The following is a 21,994-nucleotide window of genomic DNA, read 5'->3' as shown; positions in this document are numbered from 1 at the left end:
ACGGCGAGTGCCAAGAGCTGTGCCCGGCCGCCGTGATACTTGTCGGATGCGATGGATTCGCGATTATCACGCAGACGAGGATGTCTGGCTCCTGATCGAACTCGACGACCACGGTCGGCCGAACCGCCAGGTCAACCTGAGCGGTCGAGACGGTCACCCTGTCGTCGCCGCATCGCTCGTCGAAGTAGTCCACGCGCGCGATGTCGGGGGTATCAGCGCGGTTCAGTCTTACGAGAGCAAATTCGGTGTGCTTGCGGAGGAGAGTGCCGATGACCGGGACCTCTCGGGCGATCCTCTCGAGGAGATGACCGCCGCCGAATTCGAAAACGTCTGGACCGCAGCTCGTTCGGTCATCGATGGCCGATGAGTCTCACCACGCGCCGGTGGGGTGCGCCCGAGATCGGCTCCACGACAGATACTCTCGCGCCATGCGCTACTGGTTGGTCGACTCCTTCACCGATACTCCGTTCACCGGCAACCCGGCCGGCGTCGTGCTGCTCGACGCTCCCGCCGACGAGACCTGGATGCAGGCGGTGGCCGCCGAGTTCAAACATTCGGAAACCGCGTTCGTGCACGGTGATCGGCTGCGCTGGTTCACCCCGGCCGCGGAGGTCGACCTCTGTGGGCACGCCACGTTGGCCGCCGCCCACGTACTCGGCGGTGATCACGTATTCCAGACCCGTAGCGGCGCGCTGACCTGCCGCGTCGACGACGGCTGGATCCACATGGACTTCCCCGCCGACCCACCCCAACCGTGCACCCTGGAGGTCGAGAAGGCCCTGCCGGGTGTGACGGTGCAGTTCGTCGGCCGCGGCGTGTCCGATGTGATGGTGCGGGTCGGTTCCGCCGCCGAAGTCCGGGCCGTCCAACCGGATCTGGCGCTGATCTCCGAGTGGGACGCGCGAGGCGTGATCGTCACTGCACCCGGCGACAAGCCCGGGATCGACATGGTGAGCCGGGCCTTCTATCCCGCGGTCGGCGTGCCCGAGGATCCGGTCACCGGCTCCGCGCACTGCACGCTGGCCCCTTACTGGGCGGCCCACTTGGACCGGACGGAACTGGTCGGCGAACAGGCGTCGCGGCGTGGCGGCATCGTGCGGATGCGGCATCGTGGCGACCGGGTGGGCTTGGCCGGTCGAGCGGTCACGGTGGCATCCGGTGAGCTGCACGGCTTTTCGAACTGAGGCGGCGATGCGGAGCGCGGTCGCCGGGCGCGGCGACCGGCTAGTTGTTGGCGCGTTGGATGGAGCGTCTCACGAGGCTGCGGATGCCGGGAAGCTGAATGGCGCGGAGCATCAGCTCGCCGACCCACACCTGGGTGCGTGACGACGGGGCGAATCGGCTGATTCCTTTCCGGGCCAAGGCCTGTCGTTTGTGCACTTCGGGGCGCAACGACGTCTCCCAGGCGTCGAGTGCGGCCGGTATGTCGTCGCCGTGCGCCGCGAGTGCGGCGCCGAGCCGATCCGCACCGTCGAGGGCGAGGGCGGCACCGTAACCGGCGAATACCGTGACGCACCAGGCTGCGTCGCCGAGCAGCACGACTCGGTCATGACTCCAACGGTCCATCACGATCTGACCGACCGAGTCGAAGTAGACGGAGGCGGGGTCGGTCTCGAGTTGCCGCAGCGCGTCGGCGACACCGCCGCCCAGATCCCCGAACGCTCGGGTGAGGGCGGGTGCGACTCCGAGAGCCAGTTCGGCGCCCGGGTCGGGGCAACGGTAGGTGAAGAACGCCGAAGAGCGTTCGGGTCCCAGATTCATTACCGCGGCAGTGCGTCCGGGGCCGATATAGGTGGTTCCGTGACCTTCGGGTATCCGCTCGGGAGTCGCGTCCAGCGGAAATGCGCCGACCATGTGGCCCAGGTCGACGAGATGGTCGGACTCGGCGCCGAAGACGAGCTCGCGGACTCGGGAGTGCACGCCGTCGGCGCCCACGAGGAGCGCGGCGTGCAGACGGGTGTCGTCGCTGAGGGTGACCACGACCTCGGCGGAGCTCTGGGTGATGGCCCGCACCGTGGTGGCGAAGCGGAATTCGGCGACGTCTGCCACGGCGTCGTACAGCGCTGACTCCAGGTCACCCCGGAACAGGCTCAGCGCCCGGTTCCCGACCGCGGCTTCGGTGACGGCGGCGGGCACGCGGAGCTTCTCGCGGCCGTCCGCGTGGACGAGGATCGAGGTGAAGAACCCGATATCGCGCGAAGTCAGCGCCGGGAGCAGTCCGAGCCGTTCGGCGGCGGCGAATCCGGGTCCGTGCAGGTTCACCAGGTAACCGCTACTGCGCCGGCTCGGTGCGCGTTCGACCACGACGACCTCCCAGCCGTGCTGATGCAGTCGCAGCGCGGCAGCCAAACCGGCGATGCCGGCGCCGGCGACGACCGCCCGCCGGGTCGATGTCCCGGCGGGTCGATGCGTGGTGTTCTCGAGCGCGTCCATTGCGATCTCCTGAATCGATGACGGTCGACGACAGCCGACGAGCTGTCGCCGTACCGTCAACTAGTAGTTGACGTACGAATGAACGTCAACTACTAGTTGACCTATGGTTCGACAAGTACCGCTGGGCGATGTGATAGCCGCGATCGAGCGCGCCCACCCCGATAGCCGCTTGGATCGCTTGGCGGCGGGAGTGATTCTCGCGGCGCACTGGTTGCGGGTCGCCGATCAGCTACTGGGCTGTTTCGTGGACCAGGCCCGGCGTGCGGGCATGTCCTGGACGGAAATCGGTATGCGCCTCGGGGTATCCCGACAGGCCGCGCAGCAGCGGTTCTCGACACGTGCCGGAGAACGACCGCGAGGAGCCGAATCGTGATGGTGTGCACAGCGAACGGAAGAAGATCGTGACCCCGGGCCTGTCGATCGTCACCGGCGTCCCGGCGAGCGGTGGTGTTGTCTCCGGTCCGGTCCGGCTGGTGCGCGGTGTCGACGACTTCGACACGGTCGAGCCCGGCGATGTCATCGTCTGTCGTACCACCGATCCGTCGTGGACAGTGCTTCTCGGCCTTGCCGCCGCGGTGGTGACCGAAACCGGGGGAATTCTGTCCCATGCCGCAATCGTCGCCCGCGAGTACGGGATTCCAGCCGTGGTGGCAGTCGAGGGGGCGATGGCGGCCTTGGCGGATCATCGGCTCGTCTCGGTCGATGGGACCGGTGGCCATATTCGTGCGCTCGCTCGATCCGAAGTTGATGCCGCTCCATCCGACGTGGCGACTCGACACGAAAGGCAAGTCCCCGATGACTCACGTCTCATGTAGTTCGTTGCTCGCGTTGCATGCCATCCGCCTCGGAGGGTTCGTGGGTACGCAAGCCGTCGCCGACAGATTTCACCTGCCCCTCGGCCTCGCGGAGTCGCACATCCGGGATTTCCGGGAGCGCGGTTGGATCAGCCACTTCCGATTCGCGACGGACGCGGGGTGGTCGCTCACGGCGCGCGGGCGCGGGGAGAACGAGCAACTGCTCGCCGGCGAACTTGCCGAGTGCGGGGCGAAATCGTCGGTGGAAGAGGTCTATCGCATGTTTCTCCCACTCAACGAACGGTTGGTGAAGGCATGCACCGCATGGCAGCTGACAATTCTTCCCGACGGCGGCATGCGCGACAACGATCACGACGACGCGGATCACGACGCTCGAATCCTCGCCGAACTGGAAAGCCTCGCACAGGAATTGGTGCCGATGACGACTCGGCTCACCGAACACCTCGCCCGATTCTCCGGTTACGACACACGGTTCGCCTCAGCGCTCTCCCGGGCCGTCTGCGATCCCGAGATGATTGTCGGCACCACAACTGATTCCGCCCACCGGGTCTGGTTCGAACTGCATGAAGACCTGATTGCCACGCTGGGTATCGATCGGGGAGCCGCCCCGTAGCAGGCGCAGCGCCGCTGACCCGGGCGTGAGGTGTCGAGAAACAGTGCTCCGCAATCGGTTCCGGCGCACTGTCGGACCCGTGCGAGCAGCGGCGAGGAGACCAGGTCGGGGGCGTCGGGGGCGTGGTTGTACTGACTTTTCTGCTCAGGGCAGATCGGGTGGGGAAGCTCGATCGGTTGTGGATAGGGTCCGGTGCATGGAGATCGTATCCGTATTGCCGCAGCTGACAGCGCTACGGTTTGCCCAGGTCAACGACCTCAACGTGTACGTGTGGCACGACGCGGGCGTGGTGACCCTGATCGACAGCGGTCTGCCCGGGACCGCGGGGGAGATCGAAAAAGGGCTGCGCGCTGTGGGATTCACCCGCGACCAGGTGCGGCGGGTGATTCTCACCCACGCCCATGACGACCACATCGGTTCGGCAGCCGATCTCGCCGAGTGGGGGGCCGAGATCTGGGTGCATCACGCCGACGCCGACATCGTGCGGGGCGAACGCCCGCAGCCGGCTCCGGTCCTGCGCGAGTGGGAACGACCGATCGCCGAGGCCCTCGAGCTCGGCCCGGCCCCGCGTCCGGCCCCGGTGCACCGCGAGATCCACGACGGCGAGGTGCTCGAATTCGGTGGCGGCGCACAGGTGCTGGCGGTTCCCGGCCATACCGAGGGCAGTCTGGCGCTGTACTTGCCGCACCATCGGGTGCTGTTCACCGGCGACACGCTCGCCAATGTCGGTGGTGTCACCATGCCGGGTGTGTTCAACCTCGACAGCGCCGCGGTCGACGCGGCCGCCCGTCGACTGAGCGAACTCGACGCCGACGTCCTCTGCGTCGGCCACGGGGACGTGCTGACCGCCGCGGCCCTGCACGCATGGCGCAGTCACGGAGCGGCCCGCTGAGGCCTGCCCGGGCACCGGCCATCGCGGGCGTCCGGAACCGCTCAGCGGACCAGGAGGGCGACCGGGAGGCGGGCGAAGAGTTTTTCCAGGCGGGCCCGGCCGGAGAAGGTGTGGCCGGTGAGGCGGTCGGTCCAATGGCCCTGGGGGAGATCGAGGACGGTGTCGGACCAGCCGCCCGCTTCGTCGAGGCGGATCGAGTGGCGGGTGACGGCCACGATCACCTCGGGGGTTTCGCCGCGGCGGCCGCGGGCGAAGGAGAGCAGGTGGTGGGCGCGGTCGCCGGCGGCGAACAGGGGGACGTAGGTGCCGCCGACGAAGCAGTCGGGGCGTTCGCGGCGCAGCCACAGGGCGTAGGCGGTGATCCACATCTTGACCGCGCCGGAGGGGTCCAGATCCGGTGTGCCGGTGAGGGATTGCAGCAGCAGGGTGCGGTGGGTGAAGTCGACTGGGCGGCGGTTGTCGGGGTCGACGAGGGAGTCCTCCCACAGTTCGCAACCCTGGTAGATGTCGGGGATGCCGGGCCCGCACAGTTGCAGCAGCTTCTGGGCCAGCGAGTCGGTCCAGGCGTGCGCGGCCAGATCGTTGACGAATTCCCCCAATTCGGCCCCGACCGGCCCGTCGATGACGGTGTCGATCCAGCGGTGCACCGCCGTCTCGAACTCGATATCGGGTTCCTCCCAGGAGGATTGGGTGCCCGCCTCGCGAACGGCCTTCTCCGCGAACTGGTGCAGCCGTTCGCGCAGGCCCTGCACGGCCGCGGCCGGGCGGCCGTCGGCGGGCCAGACGCCGAACATGTTCTGCAGCAGGAACAGTGTGGTCGCGCCGTCGGGCCCGGGCGCGATCTCCTCCCATGTGCTCACCGAGCGCGCCCAGATGTCGGGCACCTGCGAGAGCATCCCGATGCGGGCGCGCACGTCCTCGCCGCGCTTGGTGTCGTGGGTGGACAGCGTGGTCATGGTGGCCGGCCAGCGGGCGGCGCGCTCGGCGTTGGCGAGATGGAATTCGATGACCGAGCGGCCGAAGCGGGCCGGGTCCGCGCCCATCTCCTGCAGCGACACCAGCCGCGCGGCGCGGTAGAACATGGTGTCCTCCACCGCTTTCGCGGTCATGGCGCCGCCCACCTGATGGAAGCGGGTGGCGGCCTCGCCGTCGAGGGACAGCGCGGTCACCAGCACCTGCAGCGGCGCGGTGAGCTCGGCATTGCGCCGCGCCACGTCGGCGACCACCGCGCCGATCGTGCCGGCCAGCGGCGCGTAGTCGGTGCGGTAGACCGGCATGAAGGACAGCACCTCGATGGCGGCATTGGTGAGCGCCATGGTGTCGAAGGCGTCGGCGCGGGCATCGCGCTTGATGGCGGCCACCAGCCGGCGCACCTCCGGCACCAGCATGGTCTCGGCGACCGCGCGGCGAATCCGGTGCTCCTGCTCGAAGAACCAGGCGCGGTCGCTGCCGTGCCCGGTGAACTGGCGCGACAGCTCGGTCAGCTGCTTCTCGCCGTCCGGGTCGATGAGCACGCCGCCGATTTCGGCGAGGGCGTCGTAGCCGGTGGTGCCGTCGATGGGCAGGGTGGCGTCGAGGGGTTCGCGATCGGCGAGCACCTTCTCGACCAGCAGCAGCCGTGCCGGGCCGATGAGCTGGCGCAGCCGCCGCAGGTATTCGGCCGGATCGGTGAGCCCGTCCGGATGGTCCACGCGCACACCGTCGATCAGGTCGTGCTCGCACCAGGCGGCCAGTTCGCGGTGGGTGGCCTCGAAGACGTCCGGATTCTCCTGCCGCAGCGCGGCCAGCCCGCCGACGGTGAAGTAGCGGCGGTACCCGCACAATCCGGACTTCCAGTTGACCAGCCGGTAGTGCTGCTTGTCGTGGATGCGCAGGGCGTTCTCGCCGTCGGTGCCCGGCGCGATGGGGAAGCGCATATCGTGCAACGCCAGCATCGGTTCCGGGCCGGAACGGTCCACGGTGAGCGCGGCCGGATCGTTCTCCCCGGCCAGCACCGGCAGCGCGATGCGCCCGCCAGACCCGTTGCCCGGCGTCCAGTCGATGTCGAACCAGGAGGCGTACTGGGATTCCTTGCCGTGCCGCAGCACATCCCACCACCACTGGTTCTGCTGCGGGTCGGCGACGCCCACGTGGTTGGGCACCAGATCCACGATCAAACCCATGCCGCGGCTGCGCACCTCGTCGGAGAGGGCCTTGAGTCCGGTCGGCCCGCCCAGTCCCGCCGACACCGTGGTCGGGTCGGTGACGTCGTAGCCGTGGGTGGAGCCGCGCATGGCGGTCATGACGGGCGACAGATACAGGTGCGAAATGCCCAGCTGCTGCAGGTATTCGGCGATCGAGCGCGCGTCCGCGAAGGTGAGCGCGTCGGGCCGCAGCTGCAGGCGGTAGGTGCTGCGCACGGGTGTCTGCCGGGCGATGGGGCCGGTGTGGTGTTCGAGCGAGCTGGTCATGGCGGTATCGATCATGCCGTACGGCGCAACACGAGCAGACAGCGTGCGGGCACTTGCACGGTCGAGGCGGCAGGGCGGGCGGTGTCGGCGGCGGGATATCCCGTCGGCGTGGAGCAGTCCAGGGCGATCGACCAGGACTTGCCGTGCGCGGCGTCGGGCAGCGTGAAATCCAGTGCCGCGTCATGTGCGTTGAAGCACAGCAGGAACGAGTCGTCGGTGACGCGGTCGCCGCGCGGTCCCGGCTCGTGGATGCCGTCGCCGTTGAGGAACACCGCCAGCGAGCGCGCGAAGGTGGTCTTCCAGTCCGCGTCGGTCATGCGGGTGCCGCCGGGAGTGAACCAGGCGATGTCACCGGGGCCGTCCTGAACGGGCGCCGGATCGAAGAAGCGGCGGCGGCGGAAGATCGGGTGCGTGGCGCGCAACGCGACCGTCCGCCGGGTGAATTCGAGCAGATCGGCATTGGTGTGCATGAGTGTCCAGTCCATCCACGACAGCGGTGAATCCTGACAGTAGGCATTGTTGTTGCCGTGCTGGGTGCGGCCGAATTCGTCGCCGTGCAACAGCATGGGCGTGCCCTGCGAGAGCAGCAGGGTGGCGAGCAGATTGCGCGTCTGGCGGGCGCGCAGGGCGAGGATCTCCGGATCCTGCGTCGGGCCTTCGATGCCGCAGTTCCAGGAGCGGTTGTAATTCTCGCCGTCCTGATTGCCCTCGCCATTGGCGTCATTGTGTTTCTCGTTGTAGGACACCAGATCCGCGAGGGTGAAACCGTCGTGGGCGGTCACGAAATTGATGCTCGCGCTGGGGCGGCGGCCGGTGGCCTCGTAGAGGTCCGAGGACCCGGTGAGCCGGGAGGCGAACTCGCCCAGGGTCGCGGGCTGCCCGCGCCAGTAATCCCGCACGGTGTCACGGTATTTGCCGTTCCATTCGGTCCAGGCCACCGGGAAATTGCCGACCTGGTAGCCGCCCTCGCCGACGTCCCACGGTTCGGCGATCAGCTTCACCTGGCTCACCACCGGGTCCTGGTGCACCATGTCGAAGAAGGTGGAAAGCCGGTCCACATCGTGCAATTCGCGAGCCAGGGTGGCGGCCAGGTCGAAGCGGAAACCGTCGACGTGCATGTCGAGGACCCAGTAGCGCAGCGAATCCATGATGAGTTGCAGGGCGTGCGGGTGGGCCATGTTGAAGCTGTTGCCGGTGCCGGTGTAATCCATGTAATTCTGCGGATCACCGTCCACCAGACGGTAATACGCGGCATTGTCGAGGCCGCGGAAGCTCAGCGTCGGGCCGAATTCATTGCCCTCGGCGGTGTGGTTGTAGACCACGTCGAGAATGACCTCGATCCCGGCGGCGTGGAACGCTCGCACCATGGCCTTGAATTCGTTGACCGCGGCGGCGGGGGAGTGGCCCGCGGCGTATCCGCGATGCGGGGCGAAATAGCCGAAGCTGTTGTAGCCCCAGTAATTCCGCAGGCCGCGATCGAGCAGGATGCGGTCGTCGAGGAATTGGTGCACCGGCATGAGTTCGACGGCGGTCACGCCCAGCGTCCGCAGGTGCTCGAGAACGGCCGGATGCGCCATGCCCGAGAAGGTTCCGCGCAAGGGCGGCGGCACGTCCGGATGCGTGAAGGTCATGCCTTTCACGTGTGCCTCGTAGATGACCGTCTCGTGGTAGGGCCGCCGCGGCGGGCGGTCGTCGGCCCAGTCGAAATACGGGTTGATCACCACCCCGGTCATGGTGTGTCCGAGCGAGTTCTGCCCGTAGTTGTAGGGCGCGGCATCGGTGCCGAAATCGCCCTCGAACGCCTTGCCGTAGGGGTCGAGCAGCAGCTTGCTGGGATCGCAGCGCAAGCCCTTCGCCGGATCGAAGCGGCCGTGGACGCGGAAACCGTAGCGCTGTCCCGGCGTGATCTCGGGCAGGTACGCGTGCCACACGTACCCGTCGACCTCGTCCAGCGGCACCCGGGTCTCGCGGTGGTCGGGGTCGATCAGGCACAGCTCCACCCGCCGGGCCACCTCGGAGAACACCGAGAAATTGGTCCCGGCGCCGTCATAGGTCGCGCCCAGCGGATAGGCGGTCCCCGGCCAGACACCGAGCGCGGTGGTGCCGGGGGTCGCGGGAGGCATGCAGTGACGATATAGGCCGCCGCGACCGCGTCCTCAGCGGCCCGGATCGGTCCCGGGACCCAGCGCGCGCCGCCAGGTCTGGCCGACCAGATCCACGCCGAAACTGTGGTGCGGATTCGATTCCACCAGCGTGAAACCCGCGCGCTCGTAGATGTGGCGGGCCGAGGTCAGGATGCTGTTGGTCCACAACACCATCTCGGTGTAGCCCGCCTCGGTGGCGAAGCGCAGGCATTCGTCGACCAGGGCGCTGCCGACGCCGAGCCCGCGGGCGGAAGGTTCGACGAGCAGCAGCCGCAGCCGCGCGGTGGTCTCGCTGTCGCGCATGCAGTAGACGCTGCCGACCGGGGCGCCGTCGTATTCGGCGATCCAGGCCCGTTCCCGTTGCGGGTCATGGGAATTGAGCCAGTCGGCGACGATCTTGGCGGCCAGCGCCTCGTACTCGCCGTTCCAGCCGAACTCCTCGACATAGAGCTCGGCATTGCGCTGGATCGCCCAGCCGTGCTCGCCGGGGCGGGGCGCGCGCAGGATGACGGCGGCCGGATCGGGCTCGGACTCGGCGTCGAGGATCTGCTCGATGGTGCGCATGGCGCCGACCAGCCGGGCGCGCACGCCGGGGGCGTGCGGGACCAGCAGGTCGCCGATCTGTTCCTGGGTGCGCTGGTTCAGGATCTCGAAGGCCGCGCGGCCCGCGTCGGTCAGTTCCACGATCTGCCGCCGCCCGTCGGCCTCGGATCTGCGGCGGGCCACCAGCCCGCGCTCCTCGAACCGGGCCAGGATCCGGCTCAGATATCCGGGGTCCAGGTCCAGCGCCAGGCGCAGGTCCACCACCTCCGAGGCGCCGAAGTTGGCCAGCTCGAACAGCACCCGGCCCTCGGTCAGCGTGTGTTCGGTGCCCACGATCCCGCCCTGGAGCACCCCGATGATCCGGGTGTAGCGGCGGTTGAAGGCGCGGACCGCGGCGATGTGCTGGGCCTCCACGAGGCCATCGGCAGTGCTGGTCACCATCTCGGCTCCAATCCTTTGACCGAGTCAAAGAATACGCCGCAGCGGCGGGTGAGGACAGGGTTCGTGGTAACTTGAACAGCGTTCAAGCCAGCTCCTCGCAAGGACTTCCCGTAAGGATTTCCAGTGGCACTGACCCCCGACGCGATCACCGCCCTCGACGCGGCACACGTGTGGCATCCCTACGGCGGCTTCCCCGCCGGGACCGATCCGCTCATCGTGGCCTCCGCGTCCGGCACCCGGCTCACCCTGGCCGACGGGCGGGAGCTGGTGGACGGGATGAGCTCGTGGTGGGCGGCAGTGCACGGCTACCGGCACCCGGTGCTGGACGCCGCGCTGCTGGCGCAGGCCGGGAAGATGAGTCACGTCATGTTCGGCGGGCTCACCCACGAACCGGCCGTTCGGCTTTCGCAGTTGCTGGTCGAGCTGACCCCCGAGGGGCTGGACAAGGTCTTCCTCTGCGACTCCGGGTCGGTGTCGGTGGAGGTCGCGATCAAGATGTGCCTGCAGTACCAGCGGGCACTCGGGCGGCCCGCGAAGCACCGGCTGATGACCTGGCGCGGCGGCTATCACGGCGACACCTTCAGCCCGATGAGCGTGTGCGATCCCGAGGGCGGCATGCACTCGCTGTGGACGGATGTCCTCGCGCCCCAGGTCTTCGCTAGCGCCCCGCCGGAAACCTATGAGCCGGAATACGTCTCGGAACTCGAGCGCGTGATCGCCGAGCACGCCCACGAACTCGCCGCCGTCATCGTCGAACCCGTCGTCCAGGGCGCGGGCGGTATGCGCTTCCACGACCCGCGCTACCTGGCCGACCTGCGCCGCCTCTGCGACGACCACGACGTGCTGCTGGTCTTCGACGAGATCGCCACCGGATTCGGCCGCACCGGAACGCTTTTCGCCGCCGAGCAAGCCGGCGTCCGCCCCGACGTCATGTGCGTGGGCAAGGCATTGACCGGCGGCTACCTGACCCTGGCCGCCGCCCTGTGCACCTCCGAGATCGCCGAAACCATCAGCCGCTCCCATGGCGGCCTCATGCACGGCCCCACCTTCATGGGCAACCCCCTGGCCTGCGCCGTCGCCGTCGCCTCCATCGAACTCCTGCTCTCCCGCGACTGGCAGTCCGAAGTTCGCCGCATCGAATCGGAACTCACCGCCGGTCTCACTCCGGCCCGCGACATACCCGGCGTCGCCGGAGTCCGAATCCGTGGCGCGATCGGCGTCATCGAACTCGCCCACCCGGTCGACATGCGCAAAACCACCCACGCCGCAGTCGAATCCGGCGTCTGGCTCCGCCCCTTCCGCAACCTCATCTACTCCATGCCCCCCTTCATCTCCACCCCCGACGACGTCACCCGCATCACCACCGCCATGCGAGCCGCCGCCTCGGCCTGACGCGGAGGTCTTACTGCTGCAGTTCGGGAATGGGCTGTTCCTCCAGGACGACGATCTCGCACTGCTCGGCCCAGTGCAGGTGGTGATGGTCGCCGACCATATCCAGGGCCTCGTCCATGGATTCGGCCCGCAGGATGGACATTCCGATCACGCCGCTGTCGGTTTCGGATGTTCCGTTCGGCGTGATCCGGCGTGCGTTGCCGAGGGGCTTGCCCGGGTCGAGCAGGCCGCTCCCGATGCGGTCGCTCCAATCCGCCCACAGCCGCATGCCTTTCGCGGCTTCTTCGGGTGTGGCCTGCGCGAATCGTTCCGCGACCGAGAGGGGTGCGAGGTACAGGACTATGTAGCGTTTCATGATCCGAAAATAGGTGACCAAATGGTCACATGTCAACGGTCATGTGACCGGAAGGTCTCGTATAGGGTGAGATCGTGGACGAAGACGCGGTGTTCAAGGCGCTGGCCGATCCCACCCGGCGGTTTCTGCTGGATGCGTTGTTCGTCAAAGACGGCCAGACGCTGACGGAGCTGGAATCCGGGCAGGAGATGACCCGCTTCGGCATCAGCAAACATCTGCGTTTGCTCGAAGAGGCCGGGCTGGTGACCGTCGTCCGCAGTGGGCGAAAGAAACTGCACTACCTCAATCCCGTGCCGATCCGGTTGATCCACGACCGCTGGATCGACAAGTTCACCGAGCGGCAGATCACCGCACTCGCCGATCTGAAGAAGGACCTCGAATCATGAGCTTCGAGGACGTCCTCGCACGGGCGCGCCCGGAGACGACCCAGATCCACCGCGTGATCATCGCCGCACCGGCCGAACGGATCTGGGAAGCCATCACCCATCCCGACTGGACCGTTCGCTACGGCTTCGGCGGCCGCAGCGTGATCGAGCCTCGGATCGGCGGTGCGTTCACGGTTTTCGCGCCGACCGGCCCGCGCCCGATCGACAGCGAACCCGACATCCTCATCCGCGGCACGGTCACCGACTACGACCCGCCGACGCTGTGGGGCGCGCGCATCCGCTTCCTCGGCGACGAGCAGCTCGCCGCACAGCCGGAAACCTACCTGCGCTACGAGATTCGCGACCGGGGCGACGGCACCTGCGCCCTCACCGTCATCCATGACGTGGCGGGCGCGCCCCTCATCTCGATCATCATCTCCGGCGACCTGGAGCCCGAAGGCTTCGGCGGCGGCTACCCGTTCATGCTCAGCGACCTGAAATCCCTGCTGGAGACCGGTCGATCGCTACCAGCCAGCCGTCATATCCGGTGAGCTCGGTCGAATCGTTGTTGCGGCACAACACCGCGACCGCTCCAGGCGCAATCCGAACTTGGCTGCTGAGGTCAGTGCGGTGGCCGGTTTGTTGCGCTGCCGGTGGCCGGGTCGAGGATGAGAAGCGGCTATGGGCGGCAAGGAGCGCCTCACCGGCAATCATGCCGAATCCGATCACGCCCGCTATCGCTCGGATCCGGGTCCAGCGCCCTTGTGACCCGGTGTCCTGCGATGTCACGCCGAATAGCCCCTGAGTCGTTGTGCGCTACCCGGTTTCCGGCAGCTTGTCTGCGGCTTTGCTGCTTGGCCGGGCGGCACGCGGACTCAGCGACTAGCCCGTTTTTCGCGCACTTTGTCTGAATTGTCGCTGTCAGACAGGACTTCCCAGACTCGGAAAACGCAGTGGTAGTCGTCGGACCAGCCGCGGGCGATCAGCATGAAGGTGTCGCCGTCGCGCAGGATGGTGCGGCGGCTGACCATCTTCGGATGATCGGGAATGAATTTCGAGACGAGGTCGGGGACCTTCGCGAGGGCTTGTTCGCGGGTGCCCACCACCTCGGTGAGGATCTTCGGACTCCAGGTTTTGCTGTCGCCGAAGCCGGTCGTCTGCTCGACCACTATTGCCCATCGTGGCATCGCGCAGCCTCCTTACGATCCCCAGCATAGCGCCGCTCACCGACACCCATGGTCTCCTGAACGGCGTTCAAGTATGCTTCCGAGCTGTGACTGCCGATCCCTTGAGCTGGCTCGACGCACGCGCCGCGGAGCGCGTGGACGCCGGGCTGCGCCGTGAGCTGCGCCCCCGCACCTCCGACACGGCGTGCATCGACCTGGCCTCCAACGACTATCTCGGGCTGGTCCGCCACCCGGAGGTGATCGAGGGGGCTATCGCCTCGGTGCGGTACTGGGGCACCGGCGCCACCGGCTCGCGGCTGGTCACCGGCACCACCGCCGAGCACGAGCAGCTCGAGGCCGAACTCGCCGAATTCGTCGGTGCGGAGGCCGGATTGGTGTTCGCCTCCGGTTACGCGGCGAATCTGGGCGCGGTCACGGCGCTGGCCGGCCGTGGGGCACTGGTGGTTTCGGACGCGGGCAGCCACGCTTCGCTGGTGGATGCCTGCCGGTTGTCCCGCGCGCGAGTGGAGATCGCGCCGCATCGCGATCCGGCGGCGGTGGATCGATTGCTGGCCGAGCGCCGCGAAGAGCGTGCACTGGTCTTGACGGATTCGGTGTTCAGCGCAGACGGCGATCTCGCGCCATTGGCGGAGCTGCACAGGGTGACTCGTGAGAACGGCGCGGTGCTGGTCGTGGACGAGGCGCACGGTCTGGGCGTGCGCGGCGCGGGCGGCCGCGGTCTCGTGCACGAGTGCGGGCTGGCCGGGGAACCGGACCTGATCATCACCGCGACGCTCTCCAAAGCCTTTGCCGCCCAGGGCGGTGTCGTGCTGGCGAGTGAGCGCGTCCGCGCGCATCTCATCGACGCCGCCCGCACCTTCATCTTCGACACCGGCCTGGCTCCCGCCGCCGTGGGCGCGGCGCGTGCCGCCCTGTCCCTGCTCCGCCGCGACCCCGCTATGGCGCAACGCGTCCTGGACCGCGCCGCCGACCTGGCCCGCATCGCCGGTGTCGGCCAACCGGATTCGGCCGTCGTCTCGGTCGTGCTCGGCGAGGCCCAGGTCGCCTATGACGCCGCCCAGGCCTGCCGGGAGCGTGGCCTGTCGGTCGGCTGCTTCCGTCCGCCGTCGGTCCCCGAGGGCACGTCCCGGCTGCGCCTGACCGCCCGCGCCGACCTCACCGAGGACGAACTGGCCACCATCGCAACCGTTCTCGGCGAGGTCCTGGCCGAAGCCCGTGCCCGGGAGGTCGTTCCGGCATGACCCGGATGCTCTTCATCACCGGCACCTCGACCGATGTCGGCAAGACGATCGTCACCGCCGCCCTGGCCGCGACCGCCCGCGCGGCGGGAGCCGATGTCGCGGTGTGCAAACCGGCCCAGACCGGCGTGGCGCCGGGCGAACCCGGCGACCTCGCCGAGATCACCCGCCTGAGCGGAGTGACCCGCACCCTCGAACTGGCCCGCTACCCGGAACCGCTGGCCCCCGACACGGCCGCCCGCCGCTGCGGAGCGCCCCTGCTGACCTTGGCCGAGACGGTCGCAGGAATCGAATCCTGCGCCGACGCCGACCTGGTCCTGGTCGAAGGCGCGGGCGGCCTGCTCGTCCGAATCGGCGACTTCACCCTCCTCGACCTGGCCCAAAAAATGAACGCCCCCGTCCTACTGGTAGCCGCCGCCGGCCTCGGCACCCTCAACCACAGCGAACTCACCACCCGCGCACTCACCTCCGCAGGCGTCGAATGCGCCGGCCTGGTCATCGGATCCTGGCCCGCCACCCCGGATCTCGCCTCCGAATGCAACCGCACCGACCTCCCCGCCGTCACCGGCGTCGACCTCATCGGCTCCCTCCCCGCCGGCGCAGGCGCCTGGACCGCCCCCGCCTTCACCGCCGCGGCCCCCACCTGGTTCGACACCCGCTGGACCACCCGCTACCTCCACCCACAGGTGTAGCCCGGGCACAATCATGTGATGCCGGACCCCAGAACAGACCGCTACCAAAGACTTTCGGCTTCCCTGGGATCCCGCCCCGACTCCGAGCTCCTCGAGCTCATCGAGACGGGCCAACCCGTCGGTGTGGGAGTCGGCGGCAGCTCGGCGGTCCTGAACGTCGACGGCGTACCGGTGTTCGCCAAGCGCATCCCGCTGACCGATCTCGAACTGACCCACGGACCCTCCACCGCCAACCTGTTCGACGTCCCACTGCACTGCCAATACGGAATCGGTGGCCCGAGCTTCAACGCCTGGCGTGAAGTGGCCGCGAACACCATCGTCACCGGCGCGGTCCTGTCCGGCGAGACAAGGGCTTTCCCGATGCTTTATCACTGGCGTGTGCTTCCCGGCCGACCGCCGATCGCCGCCGAACACGCCGATGTCGAGACGGTCGTCGCCGCCCAAGGCGGCTCTCCCGCGATCCGTACCCGACTCGAAGCCCTGGCCGCCGCACCGAACTCCCTGGCGCTGTTCAGCGAGTACATCCCGCACCCGCTGGCACAGTGGCTGCGCGAGAACCCGATCGACAAGGCCATCGCATTCGAGCGCCAGCTATCGGAGATCGTGACCGTCCTGCAGGATCACCGGCTACTCCACATGGACGCCCACTTCGAGAACTTCCGCTCCGACGGTGACCGGATCTACCTGACCGATTTCGGCTTGGCCACCTCACCCCACTTCGACCTCTCGCCCGCCGAACACGCCTTCGTCGCCGCCCACGCCACCCATGACGCCGACTACACGGCCATGCGCCTGGTCAACTGGCTGGTGACCGAGGTCTGCGGTATTCCGGGGCCGCCCGCCAGTGGCGCACTGGCCCGGAACGAGTACATAGTTCGCTGCGCTGGCGGCGATATTCCGGACGACGTGCCCGCACCGGTGGCTGCCATTCTGGCTCGGCATGCTTCCGCCGCCGCGAGTATGAATGCTCTTCTCTGGAAGTTGTTCTCCGGGGAATTCCCGGCCGGCGATATCTGGTCGGGGTCTTCGATAGCACCTTCGGGTGAGAGTTGGTGGCTCTCGGGTATCGGGGGCGGGGTGCGGGATCGCTCTCGGGGGTGAGGTGCCGGTGGGGCGGGGGTGCATAGCGTGAGGGTTCTTCGGGATGGAGGACGAGATGCTCAGGTATGCACGGGGTTTCGGTTGTGCGGGGGTCGCGGTGGTGTTGGCGTTGTGCGGTTGCGGGACGGGTGGGCGCGCGGAGGAACCGGCCGCGTCCGGGTACGGCGGTACGCGGGTTGTGCTGCAGCGGTTGAGCGGTGGGGAGAGTGCGCCCGGGGTGCTGCTCGAGGTGAGGGATGGGCGGGGGCGGACGGTGTTGGCCGAGGGGGTTGCGGAGGTGGGGAGCCGGGTGCCGATGGAGGGCGGGGATCGGTTTCGGATCGGGAGCATGACCAAGATGTTTGTCGGGACTGTGGTGTTGCAGCTGGTGGGGGAGGGGCGGGTGGAGCTGGATGCGCCGGTCGAGCGGTATCTGCCGGGGGTGGTCGAGGGCAGTGGGAATGACGGGCACGGCATCACGGTGCGGCAGTTGCTGCAGCACACCTCAGGGCTGCCGGATTACGTGCAATACCTGGATCTGAGCGAGCTCATCACATCGCCTGCCACGCATCATGATCCGGAGGAGCTGGTGCGGGTCGCGCTCGCGCATCCGCCGGTGTTCGCGCCGGGGACCGGGTGGCAGTACTCCAATACCGACTACGTCGTCGCCGGAATGCTGATCGCGAAGGTCACCGGGCATTCGTACGGCCAGGAGATCGAGAGTCGGATCATTCGGCCGCTCGGGCTCGGTGACACCTCCGTTCCGGGGGACGACACGGCGATCCCGGGCACTCATTCGCACGGGTATGCCCGGCCGGGTGATGCGCTGGTCGACGCGACCGAATTCAACCCGACGGTCGCGGACGCGTCCGGAGCGATGATTTCCAGTGCGGCGGACATGAATCGGTTCGTCGACGCACTCGTGAACGGCAGTCTGCTGCGTCCGTCCGAGCTACGCGAGATGATGACCACCCGACCGGCCACCGATTCCACCGGCGATGCGTACGGTCTGGGGCTCGTCAGCTCCCCGCTGCCGTGCGGCGGCGTGTACTGGGGTCACGACGGCGGCATCATCGGATTCCGGACCCAGACCGGCGTCACGACCGACGGCCGCACCGCCACCGTCATGAACAACCTGTACCCCGGCGGCAGCGACGCGCAGATCGCGGACATGCGCACCGCCCTCGCCACGGCCCTGTGCGAATCAACGCCCGGAAAGCCCAAGCCCTGACCGCCTGTCCACGAGCTACCGCGGGGGAACCGGCGGAAATCGTGAAGGCGGTGGCGGCGGGAGGGGCAAAGAGGTTGGCGGTCTTGCCGGGGAGGCGGCGTTGGCCTGCCGGTCCTCGGTGAGCCACGGGGGCATGGGAAGGGGAGGGCGTGGTGTCCGGTCGTGCCAGGTGCGGAGGCGGAGCAGGGCGGCTTGGAGGGTTCCGGTTCGGAGGGCGTGGCCGATGGTGCCGTCGCAGAACCGTTCGGCCCGGGTGAGCATGGTCAGGAGTCGGCAGGCTTCGGCGACCGGGGCCTCGGCGAGGTCCTCGCCTTGTTCGTATCGCTGGATGCCGTCCCAGTTCCGCCAGTCGAAGTCGACATTCACCTTCACCTCGGTGAGGGCGCGGCGCACGTCGTTCACCGTGTCGCTGTAGACGGCGTAGGGCATGCACAGGGCGCCGTTCGGAGTGTGGGTGCGGATCTCCCAGGGGCTGGGCTGCTCGGCGAGCAGGGCGTCGTATGCGGACCACAGTCGCTGCCAAGCCTCCGGTGGCGTGCTGCGCAACCGCTGTTCGATATCGGAATCGCTCGGCTCCATTCCGGCACCCTACCGCCGGAGGACCGACCGGCTCCGATCGTCTGCGGGCTCACAGATTCCTAATGGGTGGTTTGCGATGGTGGCCGTATGGATGAGTCGGCGGCTGTCGCACATGTGCTGCGGCGCACCACCTTCGGGCCGTTCCCGGGGCGGGTGGAGGAGTTTGCAGGGAGGGGAGGAGGGGATGTCATCGACACCGTCCTCGGGGCGAAGGCATTGGAGCCGGCGACGCCGGTCTTCGACGAGGACGAGGACGCCGCCGCGAGCGGACCGGTCGGCCGCTGGCTGAAGGCCATGGCGGATCCGGCGGCCGGGGTGCACGAGAAGCTGGTGTGGTTCTGGCACGGGCATTTCACCTCCAGCCACGACAAGGTGGATACCTGGGAGTTGATGTGGCAGCAGCACACGCTGCTGCGCAAGCACGCGATGGGGAACTTCCGGGAGCTCGCGCAGGCGGTGACCGTGGACGGGGCCATGCTGCAGTGGCTCGACGGCGCCGGATCGGTTGCGGACGCGCCCAACGAGAATCACGGGCGCGAGCTCATGGAGTTGTTCACCGTCGGCCGGGGGATCTACACGCAGCAGGATGTGAAGGCCGCCGCGGTCGCGCTGTCGGGGTGGAACGTGGACGACCACGGGGCGGTGTCCTTCGATCCGGACTCCGGGAACAGGCGGGCGGTGGAACTGCTGGGGCGGCAGGTGATTTCGGCCCGGGACGTGGTCGACGTGCTCTGCGATCGGCCGGAGACCGCTCGGTTCATCGCCGCGAAACTGCATTTGTTCCTGGTCGGTCAGGCGGCTTCGGAACAGCGGCTCGGCGAACTGGCGGCCGTCTTCACGCAGGCGCGCTTGGAGATTCGGCCGCTGGTCGAGGCGATCCTGCGGCATCCGTCCTTCCTGGAGGCGAGGTACACCCGCCCTCGGTATCCGGTCGAATGGGTCACGGCCGCGCTGGCCGTCTGCGGAATCACCGATGTGGCGAAGGCTTTCGAGACCATGACCGGTCTCGGCCAGTCGCCCTTCTATCCGCCGAACGTGGCGGGCTGGCCGCCGGGCAACCGGTGGATCGCGCCGGGGACGTCGGTGGCGCGGGCGGCCTTGGCCGTCGAGGCCCCGGTGATAGCGGAGATCGCCGACGCGAGCGACCCGGTCGAGGCCGTTTTCCGCCGTGCCGCGATCTACGACCCCACACCCGAAACCCGCACCGCCGCCCGCGATCTGGCCTTCGCGCTGCGCCGTGAGCCGCGGCAGGCGGCGAGCGCGCTGCTCGCGCTGGCCATCACCGCGCCCGAATTCACGCTGGCATGAACAGGAAGGGCCTCCCGATGGTCTCGTTGGATCGACGCACCGTGCTGCGCACCGGAGCGGGTCTGGGCGTGGTCGCGGCCGCCGGCGCGGTGGCCGGATACGAGCTGCTCGGTTCCCGGTCGACCCCGGAACCGTGGCATCCGCCCGCACCGGTGCGCGCGGCCGCCCCCGACCGGCGGCGGCTGCTGGTGATCGAAATGGCCGGGGGCAGTGACGGATTGTCGATGACCGTCCCCTACACCGACTCCCGCTATCGGGACCTGCGCCGTCGCACCGCCATCGCCGCCGAGCACGTGCACGCTCTCGACGACAGGCTGGGCCTGCACCCGCACCTGTCGAAGCTCGCCGCCTCCGGTGTCGCCGTGGTGCCGGGCGTGGGCATCGCCAAACCCGACCTCTCGCACTTCGAGATGCTCTACCGTTGGCAGACCGGCAATCCGGAGGGCCTGATCCGGGCCGACACCGGATTCCTGGGCCGGCTGTGCGATCACCTCGGCGACCCGAGCGCCCCGGCGGTGGGTGTCGCGCTCGGCGTCGGCTCCTCGCAGGCCCTGGCCTGTGAACGCGTCACCACGCTGTCGGTGGACTCCGGAAACGACGGCCTGTTCCCGGTTTTCGACGACGAGAACGTCCGCGACGCGTGGCTGGCGGCCCAGCGGGCGATGGCGCATCCGGATCGGACCGATGCGCCGTCGTTCGCGACCGCACGCGCTGGAACCGCCGCCGCGCTGCGCTTCTCGGACGTGGCCGCCACCCTCACGCCCGCGGGCGACGGCTACCCGCACAGCGACCTGGGCATCCAATTGCGTTTGGCCGCACGGCTGCTCGCCGATGACAACCACGGACTGCGTATAGTGCACGTGCCCATGGGCGCGGATTTCGACACCCATACCAAACATCCCGGCCGTTACGAGAAGCTCATGAAGGATCTGGACGACTCACTGGCCGCCTTCCGTACGGACCTGGCCCGGCGCGGCATGGCCGACCGCGTCCTCATCGCCGCCTACAGCGAATTCGGCCGCCGCGTCCCCGACAACGACTCCGACGGCCTCGACCACGGCGCGGCCGGCACCGCGCTGCTGCTGGGTCCGGTCAATCCGGGCGTGTTCGGCGAGCAACCGTCGCTGCGCGCCCTCGACGCCGACGACAACCTGCGCGCCACCGTCGACATGACCGAGTTCTACGCGACCCTGGCCGAGTCCTGGTTCGGCGTCCCCGCCACCGACGTCCTGCCCGGCTCGCCGCGGCCACTGCCCGGGGTCGTGGCCGCATGACCGGGGCGGGTGCTGTAATTGCGCAGGTGAGGGTACTCGTATGCGAGGACGACAGGGAACTGGGCGACGAGGTCGCGGCCGGGTTGCGGGCGGCCGGATTCGCGGTCGATCTGGCCCGCGACTACGCCGACGCCGATCTGAAGATCGCCGTGAACACCTACGACTGCCTGGTCGTCGACCGCGGCCTGCCCGACGGCGATGGCCTCGATCTGGTGCGCGCGCACCGCGAATCGGGGCAGCGCACCCCGGTCCTCATGCTGACCGCCCGTGACGCCCTCGCCGACCGGCTCGACGGTTTCGCGCAGGGCGCCGACGACTACGTGGTCAAGCCCTTCGCCATGGACGAACTCGCCGCCCGCGTGCGCGCCCTGTGCCGCCGCCAGGAACTGCCCGCCCCCACCCGCACCGTCGTCGGCACCCTGGTCGTGGACCGCCCGCGCCGCCGCGTGCACCGCGCGGGCACGCTGCTCACCTTGACCCCCAAGGAGTTCGGCGTCCTGGAACTCCTCGCGGTGCGCGCCGGCACCGTGGTGACCCGCGCCGAACTCATCGAATGCTGCTGGGACGAAATGGCCGAACCCGCCTCCAATGTCGTCGACGTGGTGGTCGCCCAACTACGCCGCAAACTCGGCGACCCGCCCCTGATCGAAACCGTGCGCGGCGCCGGTTTCACCATCGCGCCGTGAGCTTCCGGCGACGCCCCGGTGTTCCGCCTGGCGGTCCGGACCCCTCGGGACTGGAGGGCATACGGCGAGAGTCCGGTGTTTCGCGTGGCGGTCCGGACCCCTCGGGACTGGAGGGCATACGGCGAGAGTCCGGTGTTTCGCGTGGCGGCCCGGACCCCTCGGGACTGGAGGGCATACGGCGAGAGTCCGGTGTTTCGCGTGGCGGTCCGGACCCCTCGGGACTGGAGGGCATACGGCGAGAGTCCGGTGTTTCGCGTGGCGGCCCGGACCCCTCGG

23 protein-coding genes and 1 pseudogene are annotated in these 21,994 nt (G+C 68.6%); 16 read left to right on the top strand and 8 right to left on the bottom strand.

Annotated elements, in window-relative coordinates; all coding sequences use genetic code 11:
* Window positions 1-46 precede the first annotated feature (46 nt).
* Window positions 47-367, top strand: a complete 321-nt coding sequence (locus GPX89_RS33205) for a hypothetical protein (protein WP_157391702.1) — start codon at window positions 47-49, stop codon at window positions 365-367.
* Window positions 368-428: 61 nt separating this feature from the next.
* On the top strand, window positions 429-1,184 hold the full coding sequence (locus GPX89_RS33200; protein ID WP_157391701.1) for a PhzF family phenazine biosynthesis protein: 756 nt from the start codon (window positions 429-431) through the stop codon (window positions 1,182-1,184).
* 40 nt (window positions 1,185-1,224) lie between these two features.
* Here GPX89_RS33200 and GPX89_RS33195 read toward each other — a convergent pair whose 3' ends face one another.
* A complete protein-coding gene (locus GPX89_RS33195) occupies window positions 1,225-2,433 on the bottom strand; it encodes an FAD-dependent oxidoreductase (RefSeq protein WP_157391700.1) in 1,209 nt (402 codons plus the stop codon).
* Between the two features lie 103 nt (window positions 2,434-2,536).
* On the opposite strand from GPX89_RS33195, the gene GPX89_RS33190 reads away from it, so the two are divergent.
* Genes GPX89_RS33190 through GPX89_RS46050 form a run of 3 tightly spaced genes read left to right on the top strand, consistent with a single transcriptional unit; the run spans window position 2,537 to window position 3,861 of the window.
* Window positions 2,537-2,806 (top strand): hypothetical protein, encoded by a 270-nt coding sequence (locus GPX89_RS33190; RefSeq protein ID WP_157391699.1) that lies wholly within the window; start codon window positions 2,537-2,539, stop codon window positions 2,804-2,806.
* Window positions 2,807-2,810: 4 nt separating this feature from the next.
* On the top strand, window positions 2,811-3,248 hold the full coding sequence (locus GPX89_RS33185) for a PEP-utilizing enzyme (RefSeq protein ID WP_328602585.1): 438 nt from the start codon (window positions 2,811-2,813) through the stop codon (window positions 3,246-3,248).
* Window positions 3,145-3,861, top strand: a complete 717-nt coding sequence (locus tag GPX89_RS46050; RefSeq protein WP_328602584.1) for a hypothetical protein — start codon at window positions 3,145-3,147, stop codon at window positions 3,859-3,861. Before GPX89_RS33185 ends, GPX89_RS46050 begins: the two co-directional genes overlap by 104 nt.
* A 17-nt stretch (window positions 3,862-3,878) precedes the next feature.
* On the opposite strand, the pseudogene GPX89_RS46045 reads toward GPX89_RS46050, so the two are convergent.
* Window positions 3,879-3,950: pseudogene (locus GPX89_RS46045) on the bottom strand (CGNR zinc finger domain-containing protein); the annotation flags it as partial.
* Window positions 3,951-4,057: 107 nt separating this feature from the next.
* Here GPX89_RS46045 and GPX89_RS33170 point away from each other — a divergent pair.
* Window positions 4,058-4,753 (top strand): MBL fold metallo-hydrolase, encoded by a 696-nt coding sequence (locus GPX89_RS33170; protein WP_157391698.1) that lies wholly within the window; start codon window positions 4,058-4,060, stop codon window positions 4,751-4,753.
* A gap of 41 nt (window positions 4,754-4,794) precedes the next feature.
* On the opposite strand, the gene treY is transcribed toward GPX89_RS33170, so the two are convergent.
* The 3 genes from treY to GPX89_RS33155 are packed head-to-tail and all read right to left on the bottom strand — an operon-like array spanning window position 4,795 to window position 10,331.
* The gene (gene treY / locus GPX89_RS33165) at window positions 4,795-7,203 is read right to left on the bottom strand and encodes a malto-oligosyltrehalose synthase (protein ID WP_157391697.1); all 2,409 of its coding nucleotides are present in this window, start codon (window positions 7,201-7,203) and stop codon (window positions 4,795-4,797) included.
* Window positions 7,204-7,214: 11 nt separating this feature from the next.
* A complete protein-coding gene (gene glgX, locus GPX89_RS33160; protein ID WP_157391696.1) occupies window positions 7,215-9,326 on the bottom strand; it encodes a glycogen debranching protein GlgX in 2,112 nt (703 codons plus the stop codon).
* A 33-nt stretch (window positions 9,327-9,359) separates the two neighbouring features.
* Entirely contained in the window at window positions 9,360-10,331 is a 972-nt protein-coding gene (locus GPX89_RS33155; RefSeq protein WP_157391695.1) for a bifunctional helix-turn-helix transcriptional regulator/GNAT family N-acetyltransferase, read from the bottom strand.
* A 123-nt stretch (window positions 10,332-10,454) separates the two neighbouring features.
* On the opposite strand from GPX89_RS33155, the gene GPX89_RS33150 reads away from it, so the two are divergent.
* Window positions 10,455-11,723 carry an adenosylmethionine--8-amino-7-oxononanoate transaminase gene (locus GPX89_RS33150; RefSeq protein WP_328602583.1) on the top strand — a complete coding sequence of 423 codons (1,269 nt, stop codon included), beginning with the start codon at window positions 10,455-10,457 and terminating at the stop codon, window positions 11,721-11,723.
* A gap of 10 nt (window positions 11,724-11,733) precedes the next feature.
* On the opposite strand, the gene GPX89_RS33145 is transcribed toward GPX89_RS33150, so the two are convergent.
* Window positions 11,734-12,078: a YciI family protein gene (locus GPX89_RS33145; RefSeq protein WP_157391694.1), complete on the bottom strand. Its 345-nt coding sequence runs from the start codon at window positions 12,076-12,078 to the stop codon at window positions 11,734-11,736.
* A 74-nt stretch (window positions 12,079-12,152) separates the two neighbouring features.
* Between GPX89_RS33145 and GPX89_RS33140 the strand changes: the two genes are divergently transcribed.
* Together GPX89_RS33140 and GPX89_RS33135 are read left to right on the top strand one after the other, a co-directional pair.
* Window positions 12,153-12,464 (top strand): ArsR/SmtB family transcription factor, encoded by a 312-nt coding sequence (locus GPX89_RS33140; RefSeq protein WP_328602582.1) that lies wholly within the window; start codon window positions 12,153-12,155, stop codon window positions 12,462-12,464.
* Window positions 12,461-12,994 (top strand): SRPBCC domain-containing protein, encoded by a 534-nt coding sequence (locus GPX89_RS33135; RefSeq protein WP_157391693.1) that lies wholly within the window; start codon window positions 12,461-12,463, stop codon window positions 12,992-12,994. Before GPX89_RS33140 ends, GPX89_RS33135 begins: the two co-directional genes overlap by 4 nt.
* Window positions 12,995-13,318: 324 nt before the next feature.
* On the opposite strand, the gene GPX89_RS33130 is transcribed toward GPX89_RS33135, so the two are convergent.
* Window positions 13,319-13,612 carry a hypothetical protein gene (locus GPX89_RS33130; protein ID WP_157391692.1) on the bottom strand — a complete coding sequence of 98 codons (294 nt, stop codon included), beginning with the start codon at window positions 13,610-13,612 and terminating at the stop codon, window positions 13,319-13,321.
* 104 nt (window positions 13,613-13,716) lie between these two features.
* On the opposite strand from GPX89_RS33130, the gene GPX89_RS33125 reads away from it, so the two are divergent.
* From GPX89_RS33125 to GPX89_RS33110, 4 genes are read left to right on the top strand one after another with little or no spacing between them, the layout of a single operon-like run.
* Complete coding sequence (locus GPX89_RS33125; RefSeq protein ID WP_328602581.1) at window positions 13,717-14,871, top strand: 8-amino-7-oxononanoate synthase; 1,155 nt, start codon at window positions 13,717-13,719, stop codon at window positions 14,869-14,871.
* Window positions 14,868-15,560, top strand: coding sequence for a dethiobiotin synthase (gene bioD, locus GPX89_RS33120; RefSeq protein WP_157391691.1), 693 nt, complete (start codon window positions 14,868-14,870; stop codon window positions 15,558-15,560). Before GPX89_RS33125 ends, bioD begins: the two co-directional genes overlap by 4 nt.
* Before the next feature lie 18 nt (window positions 15,561-15,578).
* Entirely contained in the window at window positions 15,579-16,661 is a 1,083-nt protein-coding gene (locus tag GPX89_RS33115; RefSeq protein ID WP_235948720.1) for a serine/threonine-protein kinase, read from the top strand.
* Window positions 16,662-16,704: 43 nt separating this feature from the next.
* Window positions 16,705-17,871, top strand: a complete 1,167-nt coding sequence (locus GPX89_RS33110) for a serine hydrolase domain-containing protein (protein WP_157391690.1) — start codon at window positions 16,705-16,707, stop codon at window positions 17,869-17,871.
* A gap of 15 nt (window positions 17,872-17,886) precedes the next feature.
* Here the strand turns inward: GPX89_RS33110 and GPX89_RS33105 are convergent, their stop codons facing one another.
* Complete coding sequence (locus GPX89_RS33105) at window positions 17,887-18,450, bottom strand: DUF6508 domain-containing protein (RefSeq protein WP_157391689.1); 564 nt, start codon at window positions 18,448-18,450, stop codon at window positions 17,887-17,889.
* Between the two features lie 87 nt (window positions 18,451-18,537).
* Here GPX89_RS33105 and GPX89_RS33100 point away from each other — a divergent pair, with 87 nt between their 5' ends.
* From GPX89_RS33100 to GPX89_RS33090, 3 genes are read left to right on the top strand one after another with little or no spacing between them, the layout of a single operon-like run.
* Window positions 18,538-19,758 carry a DUF1800 domain-containing protein gene (locus GPX89_RS33100; protein ID WP_157391688.1) on the top strand — a complete coding sequence of 407 codons (1,221 nt, stop codon included), beginning with the start codon at window positions 18,538-18,540 and terminating at the stop codon, window positions 19,756-19,758.
* Window positions 19,759-19,775: 17 nt separating this feature from the next.
* Window positions 19,776-21,032: a DUF1501 domain-containing protein gene (locus GPX89_RS33095; protein WP_157391687.1), complete on the top strand. Its 1,257-nt coding sequence runs from the start codon at window positions 19,776-19,778 to the stop codon at window positions 21,030-21,032.
* 26 nt (window positions 21,033-21,058) lie between these two features.
* Complete coding sequence (locus tag GPX89_RS33090) at window positions 21,059-21,718, top strand: response regulator transcription factor (RefSeq protein ID WP_328602580.1); 660 nt, start codon at window positions 21,059-21,061, stop codon at window positions 21,716-21,718.
* The last annotated feature ends 276 nt before the right edge of the window (window positions 21,719-21,994 follow it).

The sequence above is a fragment of the Nocardia terrae genome, from assembly GCF_009760405.1.
GTDB classification, from domain to species: domain Bacteria; phylum Actinomycetota; class Actinomycetes; order Mycobacteriales; family Mycobacteriaceae; genus Nocardia; species Nocardia terrae.
The sequence above is the reverse complement of the archived record's forward strand: the minus strand, read 5'-3'. Positions and strand labels throughout refer to the sequence as shown.